This window comes from Saccharothrix sp. S26 (genome assembly GCF_021390395.1).
In the GTDB taxonomy this organism is placed as follows: domain Bacteria; phylum Actinomycetota; class Actinomycetes; order Mycobacteriales; family Pseudonocardiaceae; genus Actinosynnema.
Genome location: NZ_JAJUWT010000022.1, coordinates 62,279 through 79,237 on the forward strand (window position 1 = coordinate 62,279; position 16,959 = coordinate 79,237).

Here is a 16,959-nt window from a genome sequence, read left to right on the forward strand (position 1 = left end):
CGGTCCCCTTTCCCGTTATCCGTTAAGCGCTTAATTACCCTACCGGGCCGGAGCGCCGGTGCGGCGGTCTAAACTCGATGATCACCGACCGAGGAGGCGCGGGTGGTAGGTAAGCGTCCGACCATCTCGGACATCGCCAAGGCCGCCGGCGTGTCCACCGGCGCGGTGTCGTACGCGCTCAACAACCGGCCGGGCGTCTCCGAGCCGACGCGTCGCCGGATCATGGACATCGCCGACCGCCTCGGGTGGGTGCCCAGCAGCGCGGCGCGGTCGTTGAGCGACGGCCGGGCGAACGCGATCGGGCTCGTGGTGGACCGGCCGGCCCGCGTGATCGGCGTCGAGCCGTACTTCATGCAGTTGATCTCCGGCATCCAGGGCGCGTTGGCGGGCGGGCCCACGTCGTTGCTGTTCCAGGTCACGGACAACTCGGCGGCCGAGCTGGCGGCGTACCGGCGGTGGTGGGGCGAGCGGCGGGTGGACGGCGTGCTGCTGGTCGACCTCGTGCAGAACGACCCGCGGGTGGAGCTGGTGCGGGAGCTGCGGCTGCCGGCGGTCGTGCTGGGTGAGCCGGTCGTGCCGGACCTGCCGTGCGTGTGGACCGACGACGAGCTGGCCGTGGCCGAGGTGCTGGAGTACCTGGTGGCGCTCGGGCACCGGCGGATCGTGCGGGTCGCCGGACCGACGAGGTTCGTGCACACCCAGAGCCGGTCCCGCGCGTTCACCGCCGCCGCGGCGCGGCTGGGCCTGCCCGACGCGCGGGTCGTGCACGCCGACTACTCCGACGAGGCCGCCGCCCGCGTGACGCGGAGGGTGCTGACCAGCGGCGTCGCGCCGACCGCCCTGGTGTTCGACAACGACGTCATGGCCGTCTCGGCCCTGGGCGTGGCGCACGAGCTGGGCCTGTCCGTGCCCGACCAGCTGTCGCTGGTCGCGTGGGACGACTCGGCCCTGTGCCGCCTGGTCCGCCCGGCCCTGTCCGCGGTCCGCCGCCCGATCGCCGAACGCGGCGCCGCCGCCGTCCGCCTGCTGCTGGACGTGATCAACGGCGGCCCACCCGACCAGGTCAAGACCTCGGACCCGGAACTGGTCCCCCGCTCCACCACCACCCACCCCCCAACCACCTAACCCCGCGAGAGTCCTACGTCCAGAACGCGTGAGTCCTACGTTCAGGACCCGCGAATTCAACACTCACGCCCCTGCCTTGACCGCCGGCGGCGGAGCTGGCCGTGCGCGAGCGTTGAATTCGGGGGTCGCGAACGTAGGACTCTCGCGGCGTGAACGTTGGACTCTCGGGGTTGGGTGGGGGAGACTGGCGCCAGTCGGCTGGGAGCGGTCCCAGGGGCGGTGGTCCGGTGTGCCGTGGCGGGGTGGCGCGTGGAGTTCGGCGGCAAGTCGGCCGTTGACACTTAAGCGGTTAATTGCTTTGGTGTTGGGGCCTGCCGCGGGCAGGTGCGCTGCCCTGCGCTCGCTACGTCAATGTCGACAACAACGCGAGGTACATCCATGCGCAAGCGATTCGCCTCGGTCGGCGCAGCCGTCGCCGCCTTGGTCCTGTCACTGCTGACGGTGGTGCCGGCGCACGCCGCGGCCGGGTTCACCGTCAGCAACGGGCGTCTGCTCGACGCCAACGGCAACGACTTCGTGATGCGTGGCGTGAACCACGCGCACACCTGGTACGCCGACCGCACCACCCAGGCGCTCAAGGACATCAAGGCCACCGGCGCCAACACGGTCCGCGTGGTGCTCAGCTCCGGTGACCGGTGGACCCTCAACACCGCCGCCGACGTCACCAACGTGATCGACCAGTGCAAGGCCAACAAGCTGATCTGCGTGTTGGAGGTGCACGACACCACCGGCTACCAGGAGCAGAGCGGCGCGATCAGCCTGGCCCGCGCGGTGGAGTACTGGAAGAGCGTCCAGAGCGCCCTGGCGGGCCAGGAGAAGTACGTCATCCTCAACATCGGCAACGAGCCGTGGGGCAACACCGGCTACACCGGCTGGACCCAGGCCACCAAGGACGCCATCACCTCGCTGCGCGCGGCCGGCTTCCAGCACACGATCATGGTGGACGCGCCGAACTGGGGCCAGGACTGGGCCTTCACCATGCGTGACAACGCCGCCTCGGTGTTCGCCGCCGACCCGCAGCGCAACACGGTGTTCTCCATCCACATGTACGGCGTGTTCGACACTGCCGCGGAGATCAACGACTACCTGAACCGGTTCGTCACGGCGAAGCTGCCGATCGTGGTCGGCGAGTTCGGCCACGACCACTCCGACGGCAACCCCGACGAGGACACGATCTTCGCCACCACGCAGTCGCTCAAGCTCGGCTACCTGGCGTGGTCGTGGTCGGGCAACGGTGGCGGTGTGGAGTACCTCGACATGGTCACCGGCTTCAACGCCGCCCAGCTCACGAGCTGGGGTCAGCGCGCGGTCAACGGCGCGAACGGCATCAAGGCGACCTCCCGCGAGGCCAGCGTGTACGGCGGCGGCCCGGTCGACCCGACCCCGCCGTCCGCGCCCGGCACCCCGACCGCGTCCGGTGTCACGTCCGGCAGCGTCACGCTGTCCTGGGCCGCGTCCACCGACAACGTGGGCGTGACCGGCTACGACGTGGTGCGGGTCAGCGGCACCACCGAGACCCCGGCGGCGAGCTCGGCCACGACGTCGGCGACCGTCACCGGCCTGTCGGCCAACACCGCCTACACCTTCGCGGTCTACGCGCGGGACGCGGCGGGCAACCGCTCGACCCGGTCGGGCACGGTCACCGCCACCACCCTGCCCGGTGGCGGCGGCGGTTCCTGCGCGGTCACCTACAAGGTCGCGGGCCAGTGGCAGGGCGGCTTCCAGGGCGACGTGAAGATCGCCAACACCGGCACCGCGCCGGTCAACGGCTGGACGCTGCGCTGGACCTGGGCCAACGGCCAGACGGTGAGCCAGTCCTGGGGTGCCACCACGACCCAGTCGGGTGCCGTGCTGAGCGCGACCAACGTGTCCTACACCGCGTCCATCCCGGTGAACGGCTCGGTCAGCTTCGGCTTCATCGGGTCGTGGAACGGCACGAACTCCGTGCCCACCGCGTTCACCCTCAACGGCGCCACCTGCACGACGGCCTAGGAGACCGCGATGACGAGGAAGACGGCGGTCACGGCGCTGTTGGGCGCGCTGGCCACGCTGGTCGGGCTCCTGGTGGCCGCGCCGGGTCAGGCGGTCGAGGCCGCCGCGCCGACGCGCATCATGGCCCTGGGCGACTCGATCACCGGGTCGCCGGGCTGCTGGCGGGCCCTGCTGGACCGCGACCTGCGCGCGGCCGGGCACACGAACATCGACTTCGTGGGCACCCGCGCCGGTGACGGCTGCGGTTTCGCCTACGACGGCGAGAACGAGGGCCACGGCGGCGCGCTGGTCACGGCGGTGGCCGACCAGAACCAGCTCGTCGGGTGGTTGAGCGCCACCAACCCGAACGTGGTGCTCATGCACTTCGGCACCAACGACGTGTGGAGCAACCGGTCGACGGCGACGATCCTGGCGGCTTACAGCAAGCTGGTCGACCAGATGCGCGCCAACAACGCGAGCATGAAGGTGCTCGTCGCCAAGATCATCCCGATGGCGGCGAGCGCGTGCGCGGAGTGCCCGCAGCGGGTGGTCGACCTGAACGCGGCGATCCCGGGCTGGGCGGCGGCCAAGTCGACCGCCCAGTCGCCCATCACCGTGGTCGACCAGTGGACCGGGTTCAACACCACCACCGACACCTACGACGGTGTGCACCCGAACGCGTCCGGCGATCGCAAGATCGCGGACCGGTGGATCCCGGCCGTGGTGTCCGCGCTCAACGGCACCACGCCCACCTCGACCACGACGTCCACCACGACCACCACGACCACTACTACTACGACGACGACCACCACCACGACCTCCGTTCCCAGTGGGTCGTGCGACGTCGAGATCAAGGTCGTCAACCAGTGGCAGGGCGGCTTCCAGGTCGACATCACGGTCCGCAACGGTGGCGGCACGGCGAGCCGCGGCTGGCGGGTCGGGTTCGCCTTCCGGGCGGGCATGGCGCTGGCCCAGGGCTGGAACGGTGTGTTCACCCAGAGCGGCACGTCGGTGACCGTGACGAACGCGTCCTGGAACGGCGCCCTGCCGCCGGCCGGGACGACCAAGGTCGGGTTCACCGGCACGGGTGACGCGACGGGCTGGACGCCCACGCCCATCTGCACGCTGTCCTGACCGGACCTCGCGGTCGTGCCCTGCGTCCCAGGGCACGACCGCGAGGCCGTCAGGCGTGACTCAGGTCACACAATATGACGTAGAGAACGCCGTGCCGGCCCCGTCCACAGGGTGCGAGCGCCAAGATGGGCGCACGAACATCTAGGAGTCCGACATGGCGAAGTTCCTGCTCCTCATGAACTACGGCCCGGCTGCCAACTGCGACGTCCCGATGGATCAATGGGCGCACGAAGACGTCGCCGCGCACATCCGGTTCCAGCAGGACCTGGGCAAGGAGCTGGCCGAGAACGGCGAGCTGGTCGACGCGCAGGGCCTGGCGAGCCCGGAGCTGGCCAAGACGGTGACGTACACCGGCTCCGGCGCGCCCGTCATCACCGACGGCCCGTTCCCCGAGTCCAAGGAGCTGCTGGCCGGCTACTGGATGGTCGACACCACGCTGGAGCGCGCGCTCGAGATCGCGGCGAAGGCGTCCGCCGCGCCCGGCCCGAACGGCGTGCCGATCGGCCAGCCGATCGAGGTGCGGGAGCTGATGTCCGCGCCCGCGTCGACCGACCTGTGAGCGCGACCGTCGAGGACCTGCTGCGGCAGTGCGCGCCGCAGGTCCTCGGCGTGGTCGCGCGCCGGTTCGGCGACTTTGCGCTCGCCGAGGACGCCGTGCAGGAGGCGTTGCTGGCCGCCGCGCGCCACTGGCCCGTGGACGGCTTGCCGGACAACCCGCGCGGCTGGCTGGTGCAGGCGGCCGTGCGCAGGATGACCGACCTGATCCGCAGCGAGGCCGCGCGCCGCCGCCGCGAGGACGAGGTGTTCCGCGAGCCGTCGCCGGGCGAGGCGGAGGACCGCGACGACACGCTGGTGGTGCTGTTCCTGTGCTGCCACCCGGAGCTGACGCCCGCGTCGGCGATCGCGCTGACGTTGCGCGCGGTGGGCGGCCTGACCACGGCGGAGATCGCGAACGCGTTCCTGGTGCCCGAGGCGACCATGGCGCAGCGGATCAGCCGGGCCAAGCAGAAGCTGCGCGGGGCGAGCTTCGCCGTGCCCCACCCGGACGAGTTCGCCGCCCGGCTGCGGAACGTGCTGCACGTGCTGTACCTGATCTTCAACGAGGGCTACACCAGCAGCGTCGGCGGCGCGTTGCACCGCACCGAGCTGTCCGGCGAGGCGATCCGCCTGACCAGGGCGGTGCACGCCCGGCTGCCGTCCGACCCGGAGGTGGCGGGCCTGCTGGCGCTGATGCTGCTCACGGACGCCCGCAGGCCCGCGCGCACCGCCCCGGACGGCGCGCTCGTCCCGTTGGCCGAGCAGGACCGGTCGCGGTGGGACAAGGCCCTCATCGCCGAGGGCGTACAGCTGATCATGGGGGCGCTGGAGCGCGGCGCGATCGGCGAGTACCAGTTGCAGGCGTCGATCGCGGCCGTCCACGACGACGCGGCGCGCGCCGAGGACACCGACTGGCCGCAGATCCTCAGCCTCTACGGGCTGCTGGAACGGATGACCGGCAACCCGGTCGTCTCGCTCAACCGGGCGATCGCGGTGGCCATGGTGCACGGCCCGGCGGAAGGGCTGTCGCTGATCGACACCCTGGACGAGCGCCTGCCCGGCCACTACCGCCTCGACGCCGTCCGCGGCCACCTGCACGAGATGGCGGGCGACGTGCCGCGGGCCGTGGCGCACTACCGCGCGGCCGCCGCGCGCACGACCAGCGTGCCCGAGCGGCGGTACCTGGTCGACCGGGCGGCCCGGCTCGACCCGCCGGTAGGCTCGACGGGGGGTGGTGCGTCGTGACCGAGCGCAAACCGGCCGGTGTCGGCTTCGAGACCTGGATCGAACGGCAGATCCGCGAGGCGCAGGACCGGGGCGACTTCGACGACCTGCCGGGTGCGGGCAAGCCGTTGAAGGGGCTGCACGAGCCGCACGACGAGCTGTGGTGGGTGAAGGAGAAGCTGCGCCGGGAAGAGGGCACCGCGCTCCCGCCGACGCTGCTGCTGCGCAAGGAGGCGGCCGACGCGCGCGAGGCCGCCGGGCGGGCGCGCACCGAGGCCGAGGTGAGGTCGATCCTGGCCGACGTCAACGCCAAGATCGAGGCGGCGATCCGCAAGCCGCTGTCCGGCCCGCCGCTGAACCTGATGCCGTTCGACGTCGAGCACGTCGTCGCCCGGTGGCGGGCCGACCACGCCGCCGACTGAGGTCCGGGCCGCCCGCCGGGTTCAGGTGAGGCCGGCCGCGTCGAGCAGCGCCGTCGCGGTGGCGACGCCCAGGCCGTCCAGCGGCTCGGCCCGCAGCACGGCCCGTGCGCCCGCGCCGTCGAACACCATGGTGAGCTGGGCGGCCAGCGTGTCGGGGTCCGCGACGCCCGCCGCCCGCGCCTCGGCGGCGAAGAAGTCGGTCAGGGCCTGCTTGTGGCGGCGGGCCACCGCGTTGGCCGGGTGGGTGGCGTCCTTGAGCTCGGTCGCCGTGGCGACCATGGGGCAGCCGCGGTAGGTCGGTTGGCGGGTCAGGTCGTCCTGCGCGCGGAACACGTGCAGGACCCGTTCGCGCGGCGTGCCGCCGTCCGGGGGGAGCAGCACGGCGTCGTGGCCCGGGGCCCGCCGGTCGAGGCTGGCCGCGATCAGCTCGTCCTTGCTCTCGAACAGCAGGTACATCGAGCGCTTGGAGACGCCGGCCGCCTTGCACAGCGCGTCGACGCCCACGCCGACGCCCTCCCGGTAGAACAGCTCGCCCGCCGCGTCCAGCAGGCGGTCCCTCGGCGTGGTCACCCGTGCAGGTTACCTCCGGGCTTGCGCCGAGGAAACCGATCGGTCTACGGTCGGTGAAAACCGATCGGTTTCCACTACGCGGAGGTTCGGCATGACGACGATCAACGGTGCGGTCGCACTGGTCACCGGAGGGAGCCGGGGCATCGGCAAGGCCCTGGTCGAGGCCCTGTACGCGCGGGGAGCGGCGAAGGTCTACGCGACCGCCCGCGACCCGCGCGCCGTGACGCACCCCGACGCCGTCCCGCTCGCGCTGGAGGTCACCGACCCCGCCTCGGTCGCCGCCGCCGCGGCCCGCGCCGACGACGTGACCATCGTGGTCAACAACGCGGGCGCGCTGGTGCGGGCGTCCTTCCTGGACTCGCCGGTGGAGGACGTGCGCCGCGAGTTCGAGACCAACTTCTACGGCCCGCTCCACGTGGCCCGCGCGTTCGTGCCGGTCATCGAGCGCAACGGCGGCGGCCACCTGCTCAACGTCGCCTCGGTCCTGTCCTGGGTGGCGCTCAGCGGCTCCTACAGCGCGTCGAAGGCCGCCCTGTGGTCGCAGACCAACTCCCTGCGACTGGACCTGCTCCCGCGCGGCATCCGGGTGACCGGGCTGCACGTCGGCTACGTCGACACCGACATGGCCGCCGACGTCACCGCGCCCAAGAGCGATCCCCGCCACGTCGCCGAGCTGGCGCTGGACGGCATCGAGTCCGACGCTTTCGAGGTGCTCGCCGACGACCTCACGCGGCACGTGAAAGCGGCGCTGGCGCAGGACGTCACGGCGCAGTACCCGGCTCTGGCCGGCGTGCCGCGGTAGCACGCCCACCACGGTGGAACAGTCCACTGTGGACCGGCCGGGCCGGGTCCGTTCCCGTTGCCGTGGAATGCCATCCCGATCCGCACGCCCCTGACGGCGGATCCCACCGGGGTCGCGCCGATGCCACGCTGGGTATCCCGCAGCCACATGCCTGTTGATCCCTCCACCGCTCTAGTGGAATTGCGAGGTGCGGCGATGGCAGAACCCCAGCACGTCCCGGCACGCATCGGCGTCGACGACGTGGAGCGCCTGGAAGCCGAGACCGAACGCCTGCGCGGGGTGGACTACCGCGAAGGCGGCGGCGCGTGCCGTGACGCGGTCGTCGCCTGCGCGGCGCGGCACACCGCGCTCCTGGACGCACAGGCCACGACCCCGGTGCGCAAACGGTTGCTCGTCGCCCTGGCCGACCTGCACAACCTGGCCGGGTGGACGTGCTTCGACACCGGACGGGAGGCGGCCGCGTCGTGGCACTGGGGCCGCGCGCTGGACCTGGCGTGCGCGGTCGGTCACCACGACCTGGAGGCCAACATCCACTACCGCGTCGGACGGATGCGGCTGCACGGCGGCGATCGGCGCGCGGCCTTGGAGGCGTTCGGGCTCGGCTTGGTCGCGGCGCGCCGGGCGGGTTCGCGGCGGGCCACCGCGATCCTGCACGCCAACCAGGCGTGGGCGTGCGCGGGGTTGGGCGACGGGCGCGAGTCGACCCGGCTGCTGAACCTGGCGCACGACGAGTTCGCCCGCGCGTGGGGCCCGGTCCCGGGGTGGGCGCGGTTCTTCGACGAGCCGGACCTGCGCGGGTTGACCGGCGTGGTGCTGACCGAGGTGGCGCGGACCGTCGACCCGACCCGCACGGCGAGCGCCATCGACTCGCTCAACGCGGCCGTGGCCGGGTACTCGCCGGGCATGACCCGCAGCCGGGCGTTCAGCCTCGTGGCGCTGGCCGCGAACCACCTGCTGGACGGTGACTTCGACCAGGCGGAGGAGGTGGGCGACCGGGCGTTGGCGGTGGCGGGCGCGGTGCGCTCGGCGCGCGTCGGCGACCGGCTCCGCTCGCTGGGCCGACTGGCCGACCGCTACCCCGACAACGCGCACGCGCGCACGCTGTCCGGCCGGATCGCCGCCTTCGCGCCGCCGGTCTGATCCCCGCCCGGTGCCGGCGAAGGCGTTGCTCGGCACCGGTTCCGCCCTCCACAGCGCCCCCGACCCGCCCTGGGTCCGGGGGCGCTGTCGCGTCCCGCGCCGCCCATCCGGGCTGGGCCGCGCGATCGAATTCGACTCGAATTCGATGATTCGTCGAACCAGGTGGTCGAACATCGATCGAACGAAGTTACGTCGTTGACGTGTGGCGGACACTTTCGCAATACTCTGTTCGCACTTCTGGAACGTGTTCACATTTATGAACAAATTCGCCGGGGAAGGCCCCTCGTCATGCGGATACTCAGTACTGCGCTCGTGCTCTCCTGCGCCCTCGGCGTGATCGCGGCGGCACCCGCGCACGCAAGCGATGACCTGGGGAGACAGGTTCTCCAACCCGGTGATGGCTGGGCTTCGAGCGGCAGCGGGACGACCGGTGGGTCGGCCGCGACCACCGAACACGTCGTGCGCACGGCGGCGGAGCTGCGGGCCGCCCTGGCGGCGCCCGCACCGCGCCTGATCAAGGTGCGGGGCGTGATCGACGTCAGGGCTGATTGCGCAACCTATGCCACGGACGGCTACACGCTCGCGGGCTATCTGGCCGCATACGACCCCGCCGTTTGGGGGCGTGACACCGAGCCGAGCGGGCCGCTGGAGGACGCCCGCGCGGCCTCCGCCCGCCGCCAGGCCGAAGCCATCGCGTTCAACGTCGGCTCCGACACCACGATCGTCGGCGACGGCCGGGGCGCGGGCATCACCGGCGGCAACGTCCGCATCCACGGCGCGAGCAACGTGATCATCCGCAACCTCACGTTCCGCGACACCCGCGACTGCTTCCCGCAGTGGGACCCGACCGACGGCGCCACCGGCAACTGGAACTCCGCCTACGACGCGGTGTCCCTCCAGCGCGCCACGAACGTGTGGGTCGACCACAACACGTTCACCGACCAGCCGTTCCCGGACAGCGCCGCGCCGAGCTACTTCGGCCGCCCCTTCCAGCAGCACGACGGCTCGCTCGACATGACCAGCGGCACCGACCTGGTCACCGCCTCGTACAACCTGTTCCAAGACCACGGCAAGACGATGCTCATCGGCTCGTCGAACACCTCGACCACCGACCCCGGCAAGCTGCGGGTCTCGGTGCACCACAACGTGTTCCGCAACGTCGAGGAGCGCCTGCCGCGCGTCCGGTTCGGCCAGGTGCACGTCTACAACAACCTCTACGAGCCCGGACCGACGTTCGTCTACGCCTGGGGCGTCGGCGTGCAGTCGAAGCTGTACGTGGAGAACAACTACGTCAAGCTCGGCAACGGCGGCGCGGTCGAGAACCTCATCTACAACTGGGGCGGCACGGCCATCACCGAGGTCGGCACGCTGGTCGACGGCAAGCCGGTGGACGCGCTCGACGCGTTCAACGCGGCCCACCCGACCGCGCAGCTCGCCGGCGATGCGGGCTGGACGCCCCAGTTCACCCGCGGCCTGGAGCCGACCACCCGGGTGAAGAACCTCAAGGCGGGCGCTCAGCAGCGCGAGCGCTACCACGTGGCCAAGGGCACGGACTTCGACACCGTGCAGGCGGCCATCGACGCCGCACCGCCCGGCACCACCATCACCATCGGCAAGGGCGTGTACCGCGAGGTGATCCGGGTGCCCGCGACCAAGCCCGACCTGACGCTCAAGGGCTCCACCGGCACCGCGCGCGACGTCGTCATCGACTACGACAACGCCAGCGGCACCAAGAAGCCCGACGGCACCACCTACGGCACCACCGGCTCGGCCACCGCGACGATCGAGGCCGACGGCTTCACCGCCCGCGACCTGACGTTCAGCAACTCGTTCGACCGGGCCGCGCACCCGGAGATCACCGCCACGCAGGCCGTCGCGGTGAAGGCCACCGGCGACCGGCAGTACTACGACCGCGTCCGCTTCCTCGGCCACCAGGACACGCTCTACGCCGACACGCGTGCGGTCGGCACGCGGGCCCGCCAGTACTACCGGGGCGGCGAGATCGTCGGCGACGTGGACTTCATCTTCGGCCGCGCGACCGCCGTGTTCGACCAGGTCACCATCCGCGCGCTCAACCGGGGCGGCGACCCCAGCGGCTACATCACGGCCGCCAGCACGCGCCGCGACAACCCCCACGGCTTCCTGATCATGAACTCCACCGTCGTCAGCGACGCACCTGCCGGCACCTACTACCTCGGCCGGCCGTGGCACCCGGGCGGCGACCCCGACGCCATCGCCTCGGTCGTCATCCGCGACACCAAGCTGCCCGCCGCGGTCAAGACCGCGCCGTGGACCGACATGTCCGGCTTCTCCTGGCGCGACGCCCGCTTCGCCGAGTTCCGCAACTCCGGCCCCGGCGCCACCGCGGGCCCGGACCGGCCGCAGCTCACCCAGGACCAGGCCGCCCAGCACACCCGCCGCGCGTACCTCGGCGACTGGAACCCCGCATGAGGACGCGCACGTGGGCGCCCTACGCCCTGATCGCACCGACGCTGGTGCTGATGGCCGTCTTCCTGGTCTACCCGATCGGGAGCGTCGTCTACTACAGCCTCCAGCGGTACAACGTCACCCAGCCGTGGAAGAACGGCTGGGCGGGGTTGGACAACTTCAAGCAGATGCTGTTCGACGACCCGCTGTTCTGGCAGAGCCTCGCGTTCAGCGCCAAGTGGGTGTTCATCGAGGTCGGCCTGCAACTGCTGCTCGGCCTGGTCCTCGCCCTGATCGTCAACGAGACGTTCATCGGCCGCGGCATGGCGCGAGCGCTGGTGTTCTCGCCGTGGGCGGTGTCCGGCGTGCTCACCACCGGCATCTGGATCCTGCTGCTCAACCCGTCCACCGGCATCTTCCAGCAGCTCTCCCAGTGGGGCATCGGCTCACCGGGCACCTCGGTGCTCGGCAACCCCGACACGGTGTTCGACGCCCTCGTCGTGACCGAGCTGTGGCGCGGCGTGCCGTTCTTCGCCATCCTCCTGCTCGCCGACCTCCAGAGCATCCCCAAGGACCTCTACGAGGCGGCGTCCGTGGACGGAGCGAGCCGGTGGCGGCGCTTCACCAGCGTCACCCTGCCCCACCTCAAGGACGCGATCATCCTGTCGACGTTGCTGCGCGCGGTGTGGGAGTTCAACAACGTCGACCTGATCTACACCCTGACCGGCGGCGGCCCCGCGAACCAGACGACGACCCTGCCGCTGTACGTCGCCAGGCAGGCCGTCGACTCGCACAACTTCGGGTACGGCTCGGCGCTCACCGTGGCCGGGTTCCTGATCCTGCTGTTCTTCTCGATCGCCTACCTGAGGCTGTCGAAGTTCGGGAGTCGAGCATGACCGAGACGTTGACCCGGCCCCCGGTGGACACCCCGCCGCCGCCCCGGCAGCCGACGAAGCGGCGCCGCCGCGCCGTGGCCGAGGAACCGGGCAAGCCGTGGATGATCCACATCCCGCTGGTGCTCTACTTGCTGTTCACGCTCATCCCGTTCTACTGGATGCTGGTGTTCGCGGTGCGGCCGAGCGGGTCGACGCAGCTCGTGCCGTGGCCCATCTCGTTCGAGCACTTCGACACGGTGTGGAACGACATCGGGTTCGGCGTCTTCTTCTACAACAGCGTGGTCATGGGCCTGGGTGTGCTCGTGTTCGTGACCATCCTGTCGGTGATGGGCGGGTACGCCCTGGCGCGGTTCAAGTTCCGCGGCCAGCGGGTGTTCCTGCTGGCGATGCTGTGCAGCCAGTTCATCCCCGGCGCGATGATGCTGATCCCGCTGTTCGTGATCTTCAAGGGCCTCGGGCTGCTCAACAGCCTCACCGGCCTGATCATCGCCGAGGTGGCGTTCCAGCTGCCGCTGTCGCTGATCCTGATGAGCGGGTTCATCCGCAACATCTCCGTGGAGCTCGAAGAAGCCGCCATGGTCGACGGGTGCTCGCGCTTGCGGGCGTTCTTCGCGGTCGTGCTGCCGCAGCTCAAGCCCGCGCTGGTGGCGGTCGGGTCGTTCGCGTTCATCGGCGCCTGGAACCAGTTCCTGTTCGCGCTGATGTTCGCCACGCGGCAGGACAAGTTCACGCTGCCGGTCGGCCTGAGCTACACGTTGGGTGAGTTCAACACCGACTTCGGAGCACTCGCCGCCGGCGGCGTGGTCGCGGCCGTGCCGGTGGTCCTGGTTTTCGCCGTCGTGCAGCGGTTCCTGGTGCAGGGGCTCAGCGCCGGGGCTGTCAAGGGATAGGGAGCATCATGAGAAAACTGCTGGTCGCCGTGGCCGCCGCCGCCCTGGCGCTGTCCGCCTGCTCGTCGGAGGGAGGCGGCGGGAGCGACGGGAACGTCACCATCACGTTCTGGGACAACAACGGCGGCCCCGCGCGTGAGCCGATCTACAAGGAGCTGATCTCGCGCTTCGAGGCGGCGAACCCGACCATCAAGGTCGAGTACGTCGGCATCCCGAGCGCGTCCGTGCAGCAGAAGTACGACACCGCGATCGCGGGCGGCGAGACCCCCGACGTCGGCGGCGTGACCACCTCCTACCTCGCGCACCTGGTCGGCCAGGAGGCGCTCGCGCCCCTCGACGACCGCATCAACAGCGGTCCGCTGAAGGACAAGCTCCTGCCCTCGCTGGTGGAGACCGTCCGCCAGACCGCGCCGGACGGCAAGCTCTACATCGTCCCGTCGTCGGCCAACATGGACATCATCTGGTACCGGACCGACTGGTTCAAGGATGCGGGCCTGGAGGTCCCGAAGACCTGGGACGAGTTCATCACCACGGCCACGAAGCTGACCGACACCGCCGCGAACAAGTACGGCTACACCATCCGCGGCGGCGCCGGCTCGGTGTTCCAGCTGATCACCGAGGCGTACGCGTACTCCGGCGTGGACAACTTCTTCAAGGACGGCAAGAGCACCCTCAACGACCCGGCCAACGCCGAGCTGGTCGACAAGGTGGCCGACCTCTACAAGAAGGCCACCCCCGAGGCCGACGTCAACAACAGCTTCACCCAGATGATCGCCCAGTTCACCGGCGGCTCGGTCGCGATGATGCACCACAACCTCGGCTCCTACAGCGACGTCACCAAGGCGCTGGGCGACAAGGTCGCCGCGATGCCGCTGCCCGTCGGCCCCAGCGGCAAGCGGACCGTCGTGCCCAACCCGACCGACGGCTTCGCGGTGTTCAAGAACAGCGAGCACCAGGACGCCGCCTGGAAGTTCGCCGAGTTCCTGACCTCCGCCGAGTCCAACAGCTACTGGAACGAGAAGGTCGGCCAGATCCCCGCCAACACCGACGTGCGCAGCGCGGCGTGGATCGACAAGGCCGCCCACGTCAAGATGGCGCTCGGCGTGCTGGAGGACCCGGCCACCGTGCTCGTGCCCGCGCCGGTCTACCTGCCGCAGTACTCGTCGATCACCAAGACCGACAGCGAGCCCCAGTACCAGAAGGTGCTCCTCGGCGAGCTGTCCGCCCAGCAGTTCCTGGACGACATGGCGACCAAGCTCACCGAGGCCCAGAAGGAATGGGAGGACCGCAAGTGATCGAGCGCGTCGAGGTGTCGGTGTTCACGACCACCGCGTGGACCGCGGTGGACCCGCACGGGCACCGGCACCCGAGCGCCGAGCACGAGGTCCGCGAGGCGCTGCTGGAGATCACCGACTCCGACGGCGTCGTCGGACGCGTCCAGGTGCACCCCGACCAGCTGCGCCCCGCCGTGCTCGACTCGATCGTGAAGCCCGTGCTGATCGGCGCGGACCCGTGGGACCGCGAAGGGCTGTGGCGCAAGATGGCCCGCAAGCAGCGCGGCTCCCACGGCCGCTTCACCGACCGCGCGCTGGGTTACGTCGACACGGCGTTGTGGGACCTGGTGGGCAAGAAGGTCGGGCAGCCGGTGTGGAAGCTGCTCGGGGGCGCGCGGGAACGCGTCCCCGCCTACGCCAGCACCATGTGCGGCGACGAGATCCCCGGCGGGCTGAGCACGCCCGGCGACTACGCGGCGTTCGCGAAGCAGCTGGTCGAGCGCGGTTACCGGGCGATCAAGCTGCACACGTGGATGCCGCCGGTGCCCGGCGCGCCCAGCGTGCGGGCCGACATCGCGGCGTGCGAGGCGGTGCGCGAGGCCGTCGGCCCCGACGTCGAGCTGATGCTCGACGCCAACCACTGGTACTCGCGCACCGAGGCGCTGGAGCTGGGCCGGGCGTTGGAGGCGCTGGACTTCTACTGGTTCGAAGAGCCGATGGAGGAGGCGTCGATCAGCTCCTACCGGTGGCTGGCCGAGCAGTTGTCCATCCCGGTGATCGGGCCGGAGGTGGCCTGGGGCAAGCACCTGACCCGCGCCGAGTGGATCACCTCCGGTGCGTGCGACATCCTGCGCGCGGGCCCCACCGACGTCGGCGGCATCTCGCCGACGGTCAAGGCCCTGCACCTGGCCGAGGCGTTCAACATGGACTGCGAGATCCACGGCGACGGCTCGGCGAGCCTCGCCGTGCTCGGCGGCACCGACAACGGCCGCTGGTACGAGCGCGGCCTGCTGCACCCGCTGCACGACTTCGACCGCGTGCCGCCGCACCGGCTCGCGATCGCCGACCCCCTCGACGCCGACGGTCACGTCACCCTGACCTCCTCTCCCGGCCTGGGTGACGAGTTCGACGTCGAGCACATCCGCCAGCACACCGTCGAGAGGTGGTGAGTCCGGTGTAGCCCTTCGGTCGCCGCCACGTGGAATACCTCGCCGCCGGTTCCCTTTTCATCCACAGTCGTATGGAGGAAACCGCATGTCCCGCAAGATCTCCCGCGCACTGCTCGCGGCCACGGCGTTGGCCGCGACCGCGGTCATGGCGCCCTCGGCGCACGCCGCGTCGTACAACCTCCAGGGTTGGGCCACGCAGTGCGGCGGCACGACGGGCGGTGGCAGCGCCACGCCGGTCACCGTCAGCACGACCTCGGCGTTCGTCTCCGCGGTCGGTTCGTCCAGCACGTCCGTGATCCGCGTGTCCGGCACCATCTCCCTGTCGAGCATGACGAAGGTGGCGTCGAACAAGACGATCATCGGCGTCGGCTCCGGCGCCACCATCACCGGGCACGGCCTGAACGTCTCGAACGCGTCGAACGTCATCATCCGGAACCTGAACTTCACCAACTGGGCGGACGACGCGATCAACGTCCAGTACTCCACCAGGGTCTGGATCGACCACAACAGCCTGCGCAACGGCTACGACGGCGCGATCGACATCAAGCGCGCGTCCGACTGCGTGACCGTGTCGTGGAACAAGATCAGCAGCCATGACAAGACCATGCTGCTCGGGCACAGCGACAGCAACGGCAGCGAGGACCGCGGCAAGCTGCGGGTGACCTACCACAACAACTGGTTCGACGGCACCAACCAGCGCCACCCGCGGGTCCGGTTCGGCAACCCCGTGCACGTCTTCAACAACTACTACGGCGGCGTGACGTCGTACGGTGTCGCTTCCACGCAGGAGGCGGGCGTGCTCGTGGAGGGCAACTACTTCGAGAACACCCGCGACCCGTTCCACCGCGGTGAGGGCGACTCCGACCCGGCCAACCTGGTGGCGCGCAACAACCACTTCGTCAACTCGGGTTCGGGCGACCAGGGCGGCAGCGTCAAGTCGATCCCGTACGGCTACACGCTCGACAGCGCGAGCAGCGTGAAGTCGATCGTGCAGAACGGCGCGGGCGTGGGCAAGGTCGGCTGACCTGACCTGACCTGACCTTCCTGCCCGACCGGCGGCCCCTGGCAACTCTCCCGGCCAGGGGCCGTCCCCATGCCCCCTCCAAGCCCGTTGATCACTCCAACGGGCGAATCATCCGTGAATGGAAACCCCGCCGGAAACTTCCGGCGCACCATTGACGTTGCCGGGAAAGAAGGAGGCGGCACCCCCGGGCGGCGTCACCCCCGACCCCGACCACCCACGACCACCCCACACCCCACCTCGCCCCAACCACCACCGCCCACCGATCCCGCACCGGGCACCCCGCACACGCAGGCCCCGCGCGGCCCAGCTCGCACGCCCGCCCGCCCGCACGCTGGCACCAGCCCGTACGCCCGC

General features: G+C 70.7%; 15 protein-coding genes. 14 read left to right on the forward strand and 1 reads right to left on the reverse strand.

Annotated features, from left to right (window positions below):
* The first annotated feature begins 102 nt into the window (after positions 1-102).
* The 6 genes from LZG04_RS30865 to LZG04_RS30890 all read left to right on the forward strand — a co-directional run bounded on the left by LZG04_RS30865 (position 103) and on the right by LZG04_RS30890 (position 6,413).
* Positions 103-1,125, forward strand: coding sequence for a LacI family DNA-binding transcriptional regulator (locus LZG04_RS30865; protein WP_233823553.1), 1,023 nt, complete (start codon positions 103-105; stop codon positions 1,123-1,125).
* A 378-nt stretch (positions 1,126-1,503) separates the two neighbouring features.
* Positions 1,504-3,117 (forward strand): cellulase family glycosylhydrolase, encoded by a 1,614-nt coding sequence (locus tag LZG04_RS30870; protein WP_233823555.1) that lies wholly within the window; start codon positions 1,504-1,506, stop codon positions 3,115-3,117.
* A gap of 9 nt (positions 3,118-3,126) precedes the next feature.
* Positions 3,127-4,230 carry a cellulose binding domain-containing protein gene (locus tag LZG04_RS30875; RefSeq protein ID WP_233823557.1) on the forward strand — a complete coding sequence of 368 codons (1,104 nt, stop codon included), beginning with the start codon at positions 3,127-3,129 and terminating at the stop codon, positions 4,228-4,230.
* A gap of 154 nt (positions 4,231-4,384) precedes the next feature.
* Positions 4,385-4,789 carry a YciI family protein gene (locus LZG04_RS30880; RefSeq protein WP_233823560.1) on the forward strand — a complete coding sequence of 135 codons (405 nt, stop codon included), beginning with the start codon at positions 4,385-4,387 and terminating at the stop codon, positions 4,787-4,789.
* A complete protein-coding gene (locus LZG04_RS30885; protein ID WP_233823562.1) occupies positions 4,786-6,012 on the forward strand; it encodes an RNA polymerase sigma factor in 1,227 nt (408 codons plus the stop codon). Before LZG04_RS30880 ends, LZG04_RS30885 begins: the two co-directional genes overlap by 4 nt.
* Positions 6,009-6,413 carry a DUF1992 domain-containing protein gene (locus LZG04_RS30890; RefSeq protein WP_233823564.1) on the forward strand — a complete coding sequence of 135 codons (405 nt, stop codon included), beginning with the start codon at positions 6,009-6,011 and terminating at the stop codon, positions 6,411-6,413. The genes LZG04_RS30885 and LZG04_RS30890 overlap by 4 nt, the downstream gene beginning before the upstream one ends.
* Before the next feature lie 21 nt (positions 6,414-6,434).
* On the opposite strand, the gene LZG04_RS30895 is transcribed toward LZG04_RS30890, so the two are convergent.
* Positions 6,435-6,983, reverse strand: coding sequence for a TetR/AcrR family transcriptional regulator (locus tag LZG04_RS30895; protein WP_233823566.1), 549 nt, complete (start codon positions 6,981-6,983; stop codon positions 6,435-6,437).
* 91 nt (positions 6,984-7,074) lie between these two features.
* Between LZG04_RS30895 and LZG04_RS30900 the strand changes: the two genes are divergently transcribed.
* The 8 genes from LZG04_RS30900 (at position 7,075) to LZG04_RS30935 (ending at position 16,605) form a co-directional block, all read left to right on the forward strand.
* Positions 7,075-7,785 carry an SDR family oxidoreductase gene (locus LZG04_RS30900; RefSeq protein WP_233823568.1) on the forward strand — a complete coding sequence of 237 codons (711 nt, stop codon included), beginning with the start codon at positions 7,075-7,077 and terminating at the stop codon, positions 7,783-7,785.
* Positions 7,786-7,980: 195 nt separating this feature from the next.
* The gene (locus tag LZG04_RS30905) at positions 7,981-8,925 is read left to right on the forward strand and encodes a hypothetical protein (RefSeq protein WP_233823570.1); all 945 of its coding nucleotides are present in this window, start codon (positions 7,981-7,983) and stop codon (positions 8,923-8,925) included.
* Positions 8,926-9,384: 459 nt separating this feature from the next.
* Entirely contained in the window at positions 9,385-11,376 is a 1,992-nt protein-coding gene (locus tag LZG04_RS30910; RefSeq protein WP_233823573.1) for a pectinesterase family protein, read from the forward strand.
* Positions 11,373-12,248, forward strand: a complete 876-nt coding sequence (locus LZG04_RS30915; protein ID WP_233823575.1) for a carbohydrate ABC transporter permease — start codon at positions 11,373-11,375, stop codon at positions 12,246-12,248. The genes LZG04_RS30910 and LZG04_RS30915 overlap by 4 nt, the downstream gene beginning before the upstream one ends.
* A complete protein-coding gene (locus LZG04_RS30920; protein WP_233823577.1) occupies positions 12,245-13,138 on the forward strand; it encodes a carbohydrate ABC transporter permease in 894 nt (297 codons plus the stop codon). The genes LZG04_RS30915 and LZG04_RS30920 overlap by 4 nt, the downstream gene beginning before the upstream one ends.
* Before the next feature lie 8 nt (positions 13,139-13,146).
* Complete coding sequence (locus LZG04_RS30925) at positions 13,147-14,433, forward strand: sugar ABC transporter substrate-binding protein (protein ID WP_233823579.1); 1,287 nt, start codon at positions 13,147-13,149, stop codon at positions 14,431-14,433.
* Positions 14,430-15,581 carry an enolase C-terminal domain-like protein gene (locus LZG04_RS30930; RefSeq protein WP_233823581.1) on the forward strand — a complete coding sequence of 384 codons (1,152 nt, stop codon included), beginning with the start codon at positions 14,430-14,432 and terminating at the stop codon, positions 15,579-15,581. The genes LZG04_RS30925 and LZG04_RS30930 overlap by 4 nt, the downstream gene beginning before the upstream one ends.
* Before the next feature lie 85 nt (positions 15,582-15,666).
* A complete protein-coding gene (locus tag LZG04_RS30935; protein WP_233823583.1) occupies positions 15,667-16,605 on the forward strand; it encodes a polysaccharide lyase family 1 protein in 939 nt (312 codons plus the stop codon).
* The last annotated feature ends 354 nt before the right edge of the window (positions 16,606-16,959 follow it).

Bases quoted from the DNA above. Each gene is read 5' to 3' on its own strand.
- LZG04_RS30870 (WP_233823555.1), top strand. From the start codon at position 1,504: ATGCGCAAGCGATTCGCCTCGGTCGGCGCAGCCGTCGCCGCCTTGGTC.
- LZG04_RS30875 (WP_233823557.1), top strand. From the start codon at position 3,127: ATGACGAGGAAGACGGCGGTCACGGCGCTGTTGGGCGCGCTGGCCACG.
- LZG04_RS30880 (WP_233823560.1), top strand. From the start codon at position 4,385: ATGGCGAAGTTCCTGCTCCTCATGAACTACGGCCCGGCTGCCAACTGC.
- LZG04_RS30900 (WP_233823568.1), top strand. From the start codon at position 7,075: ATGACGACGATCAACGGTGCGGTCGCACTGGTCACCGGAGGGAGCCGG.
- LZG04_RS30905 (WP_233823570.1), top strand. From the start codon at position 7,981: ATGGCAGAACCCCAGCACGTCCCGGCACGCATCGGCGTCGACGACGTG.
- LZG04_RS30915 (WP_233823575.1), top strand. From the start codon at position 11,373: ATGAGGACGCGCACGTGGGCGCCCTACGCCCTGATCGCACCGACGCTG.
- LZG04_RS30920 (WP_233823577.1), top strand. From the start codon at position 12,245: ATGACCGAGACGTTGACCCGGCCCCCGGTGGACACCCCGCCGCCGCCC.
- LZG04_RS30925 (WP_233823579.1), top strand. From the start codon at position 13,147: ATGAGAAAACTGCTGGTCGCCGTGGCCGCCGCCGCCCTGGCGCTGTCC.
- LZG04_RS30935 (WP_233823583.1), top strand. From the start codon at position 15,667: ATGTCCCGCAAGATCTCCCGCGCACTGCTCGCGGCCACGGCGTTGGCC.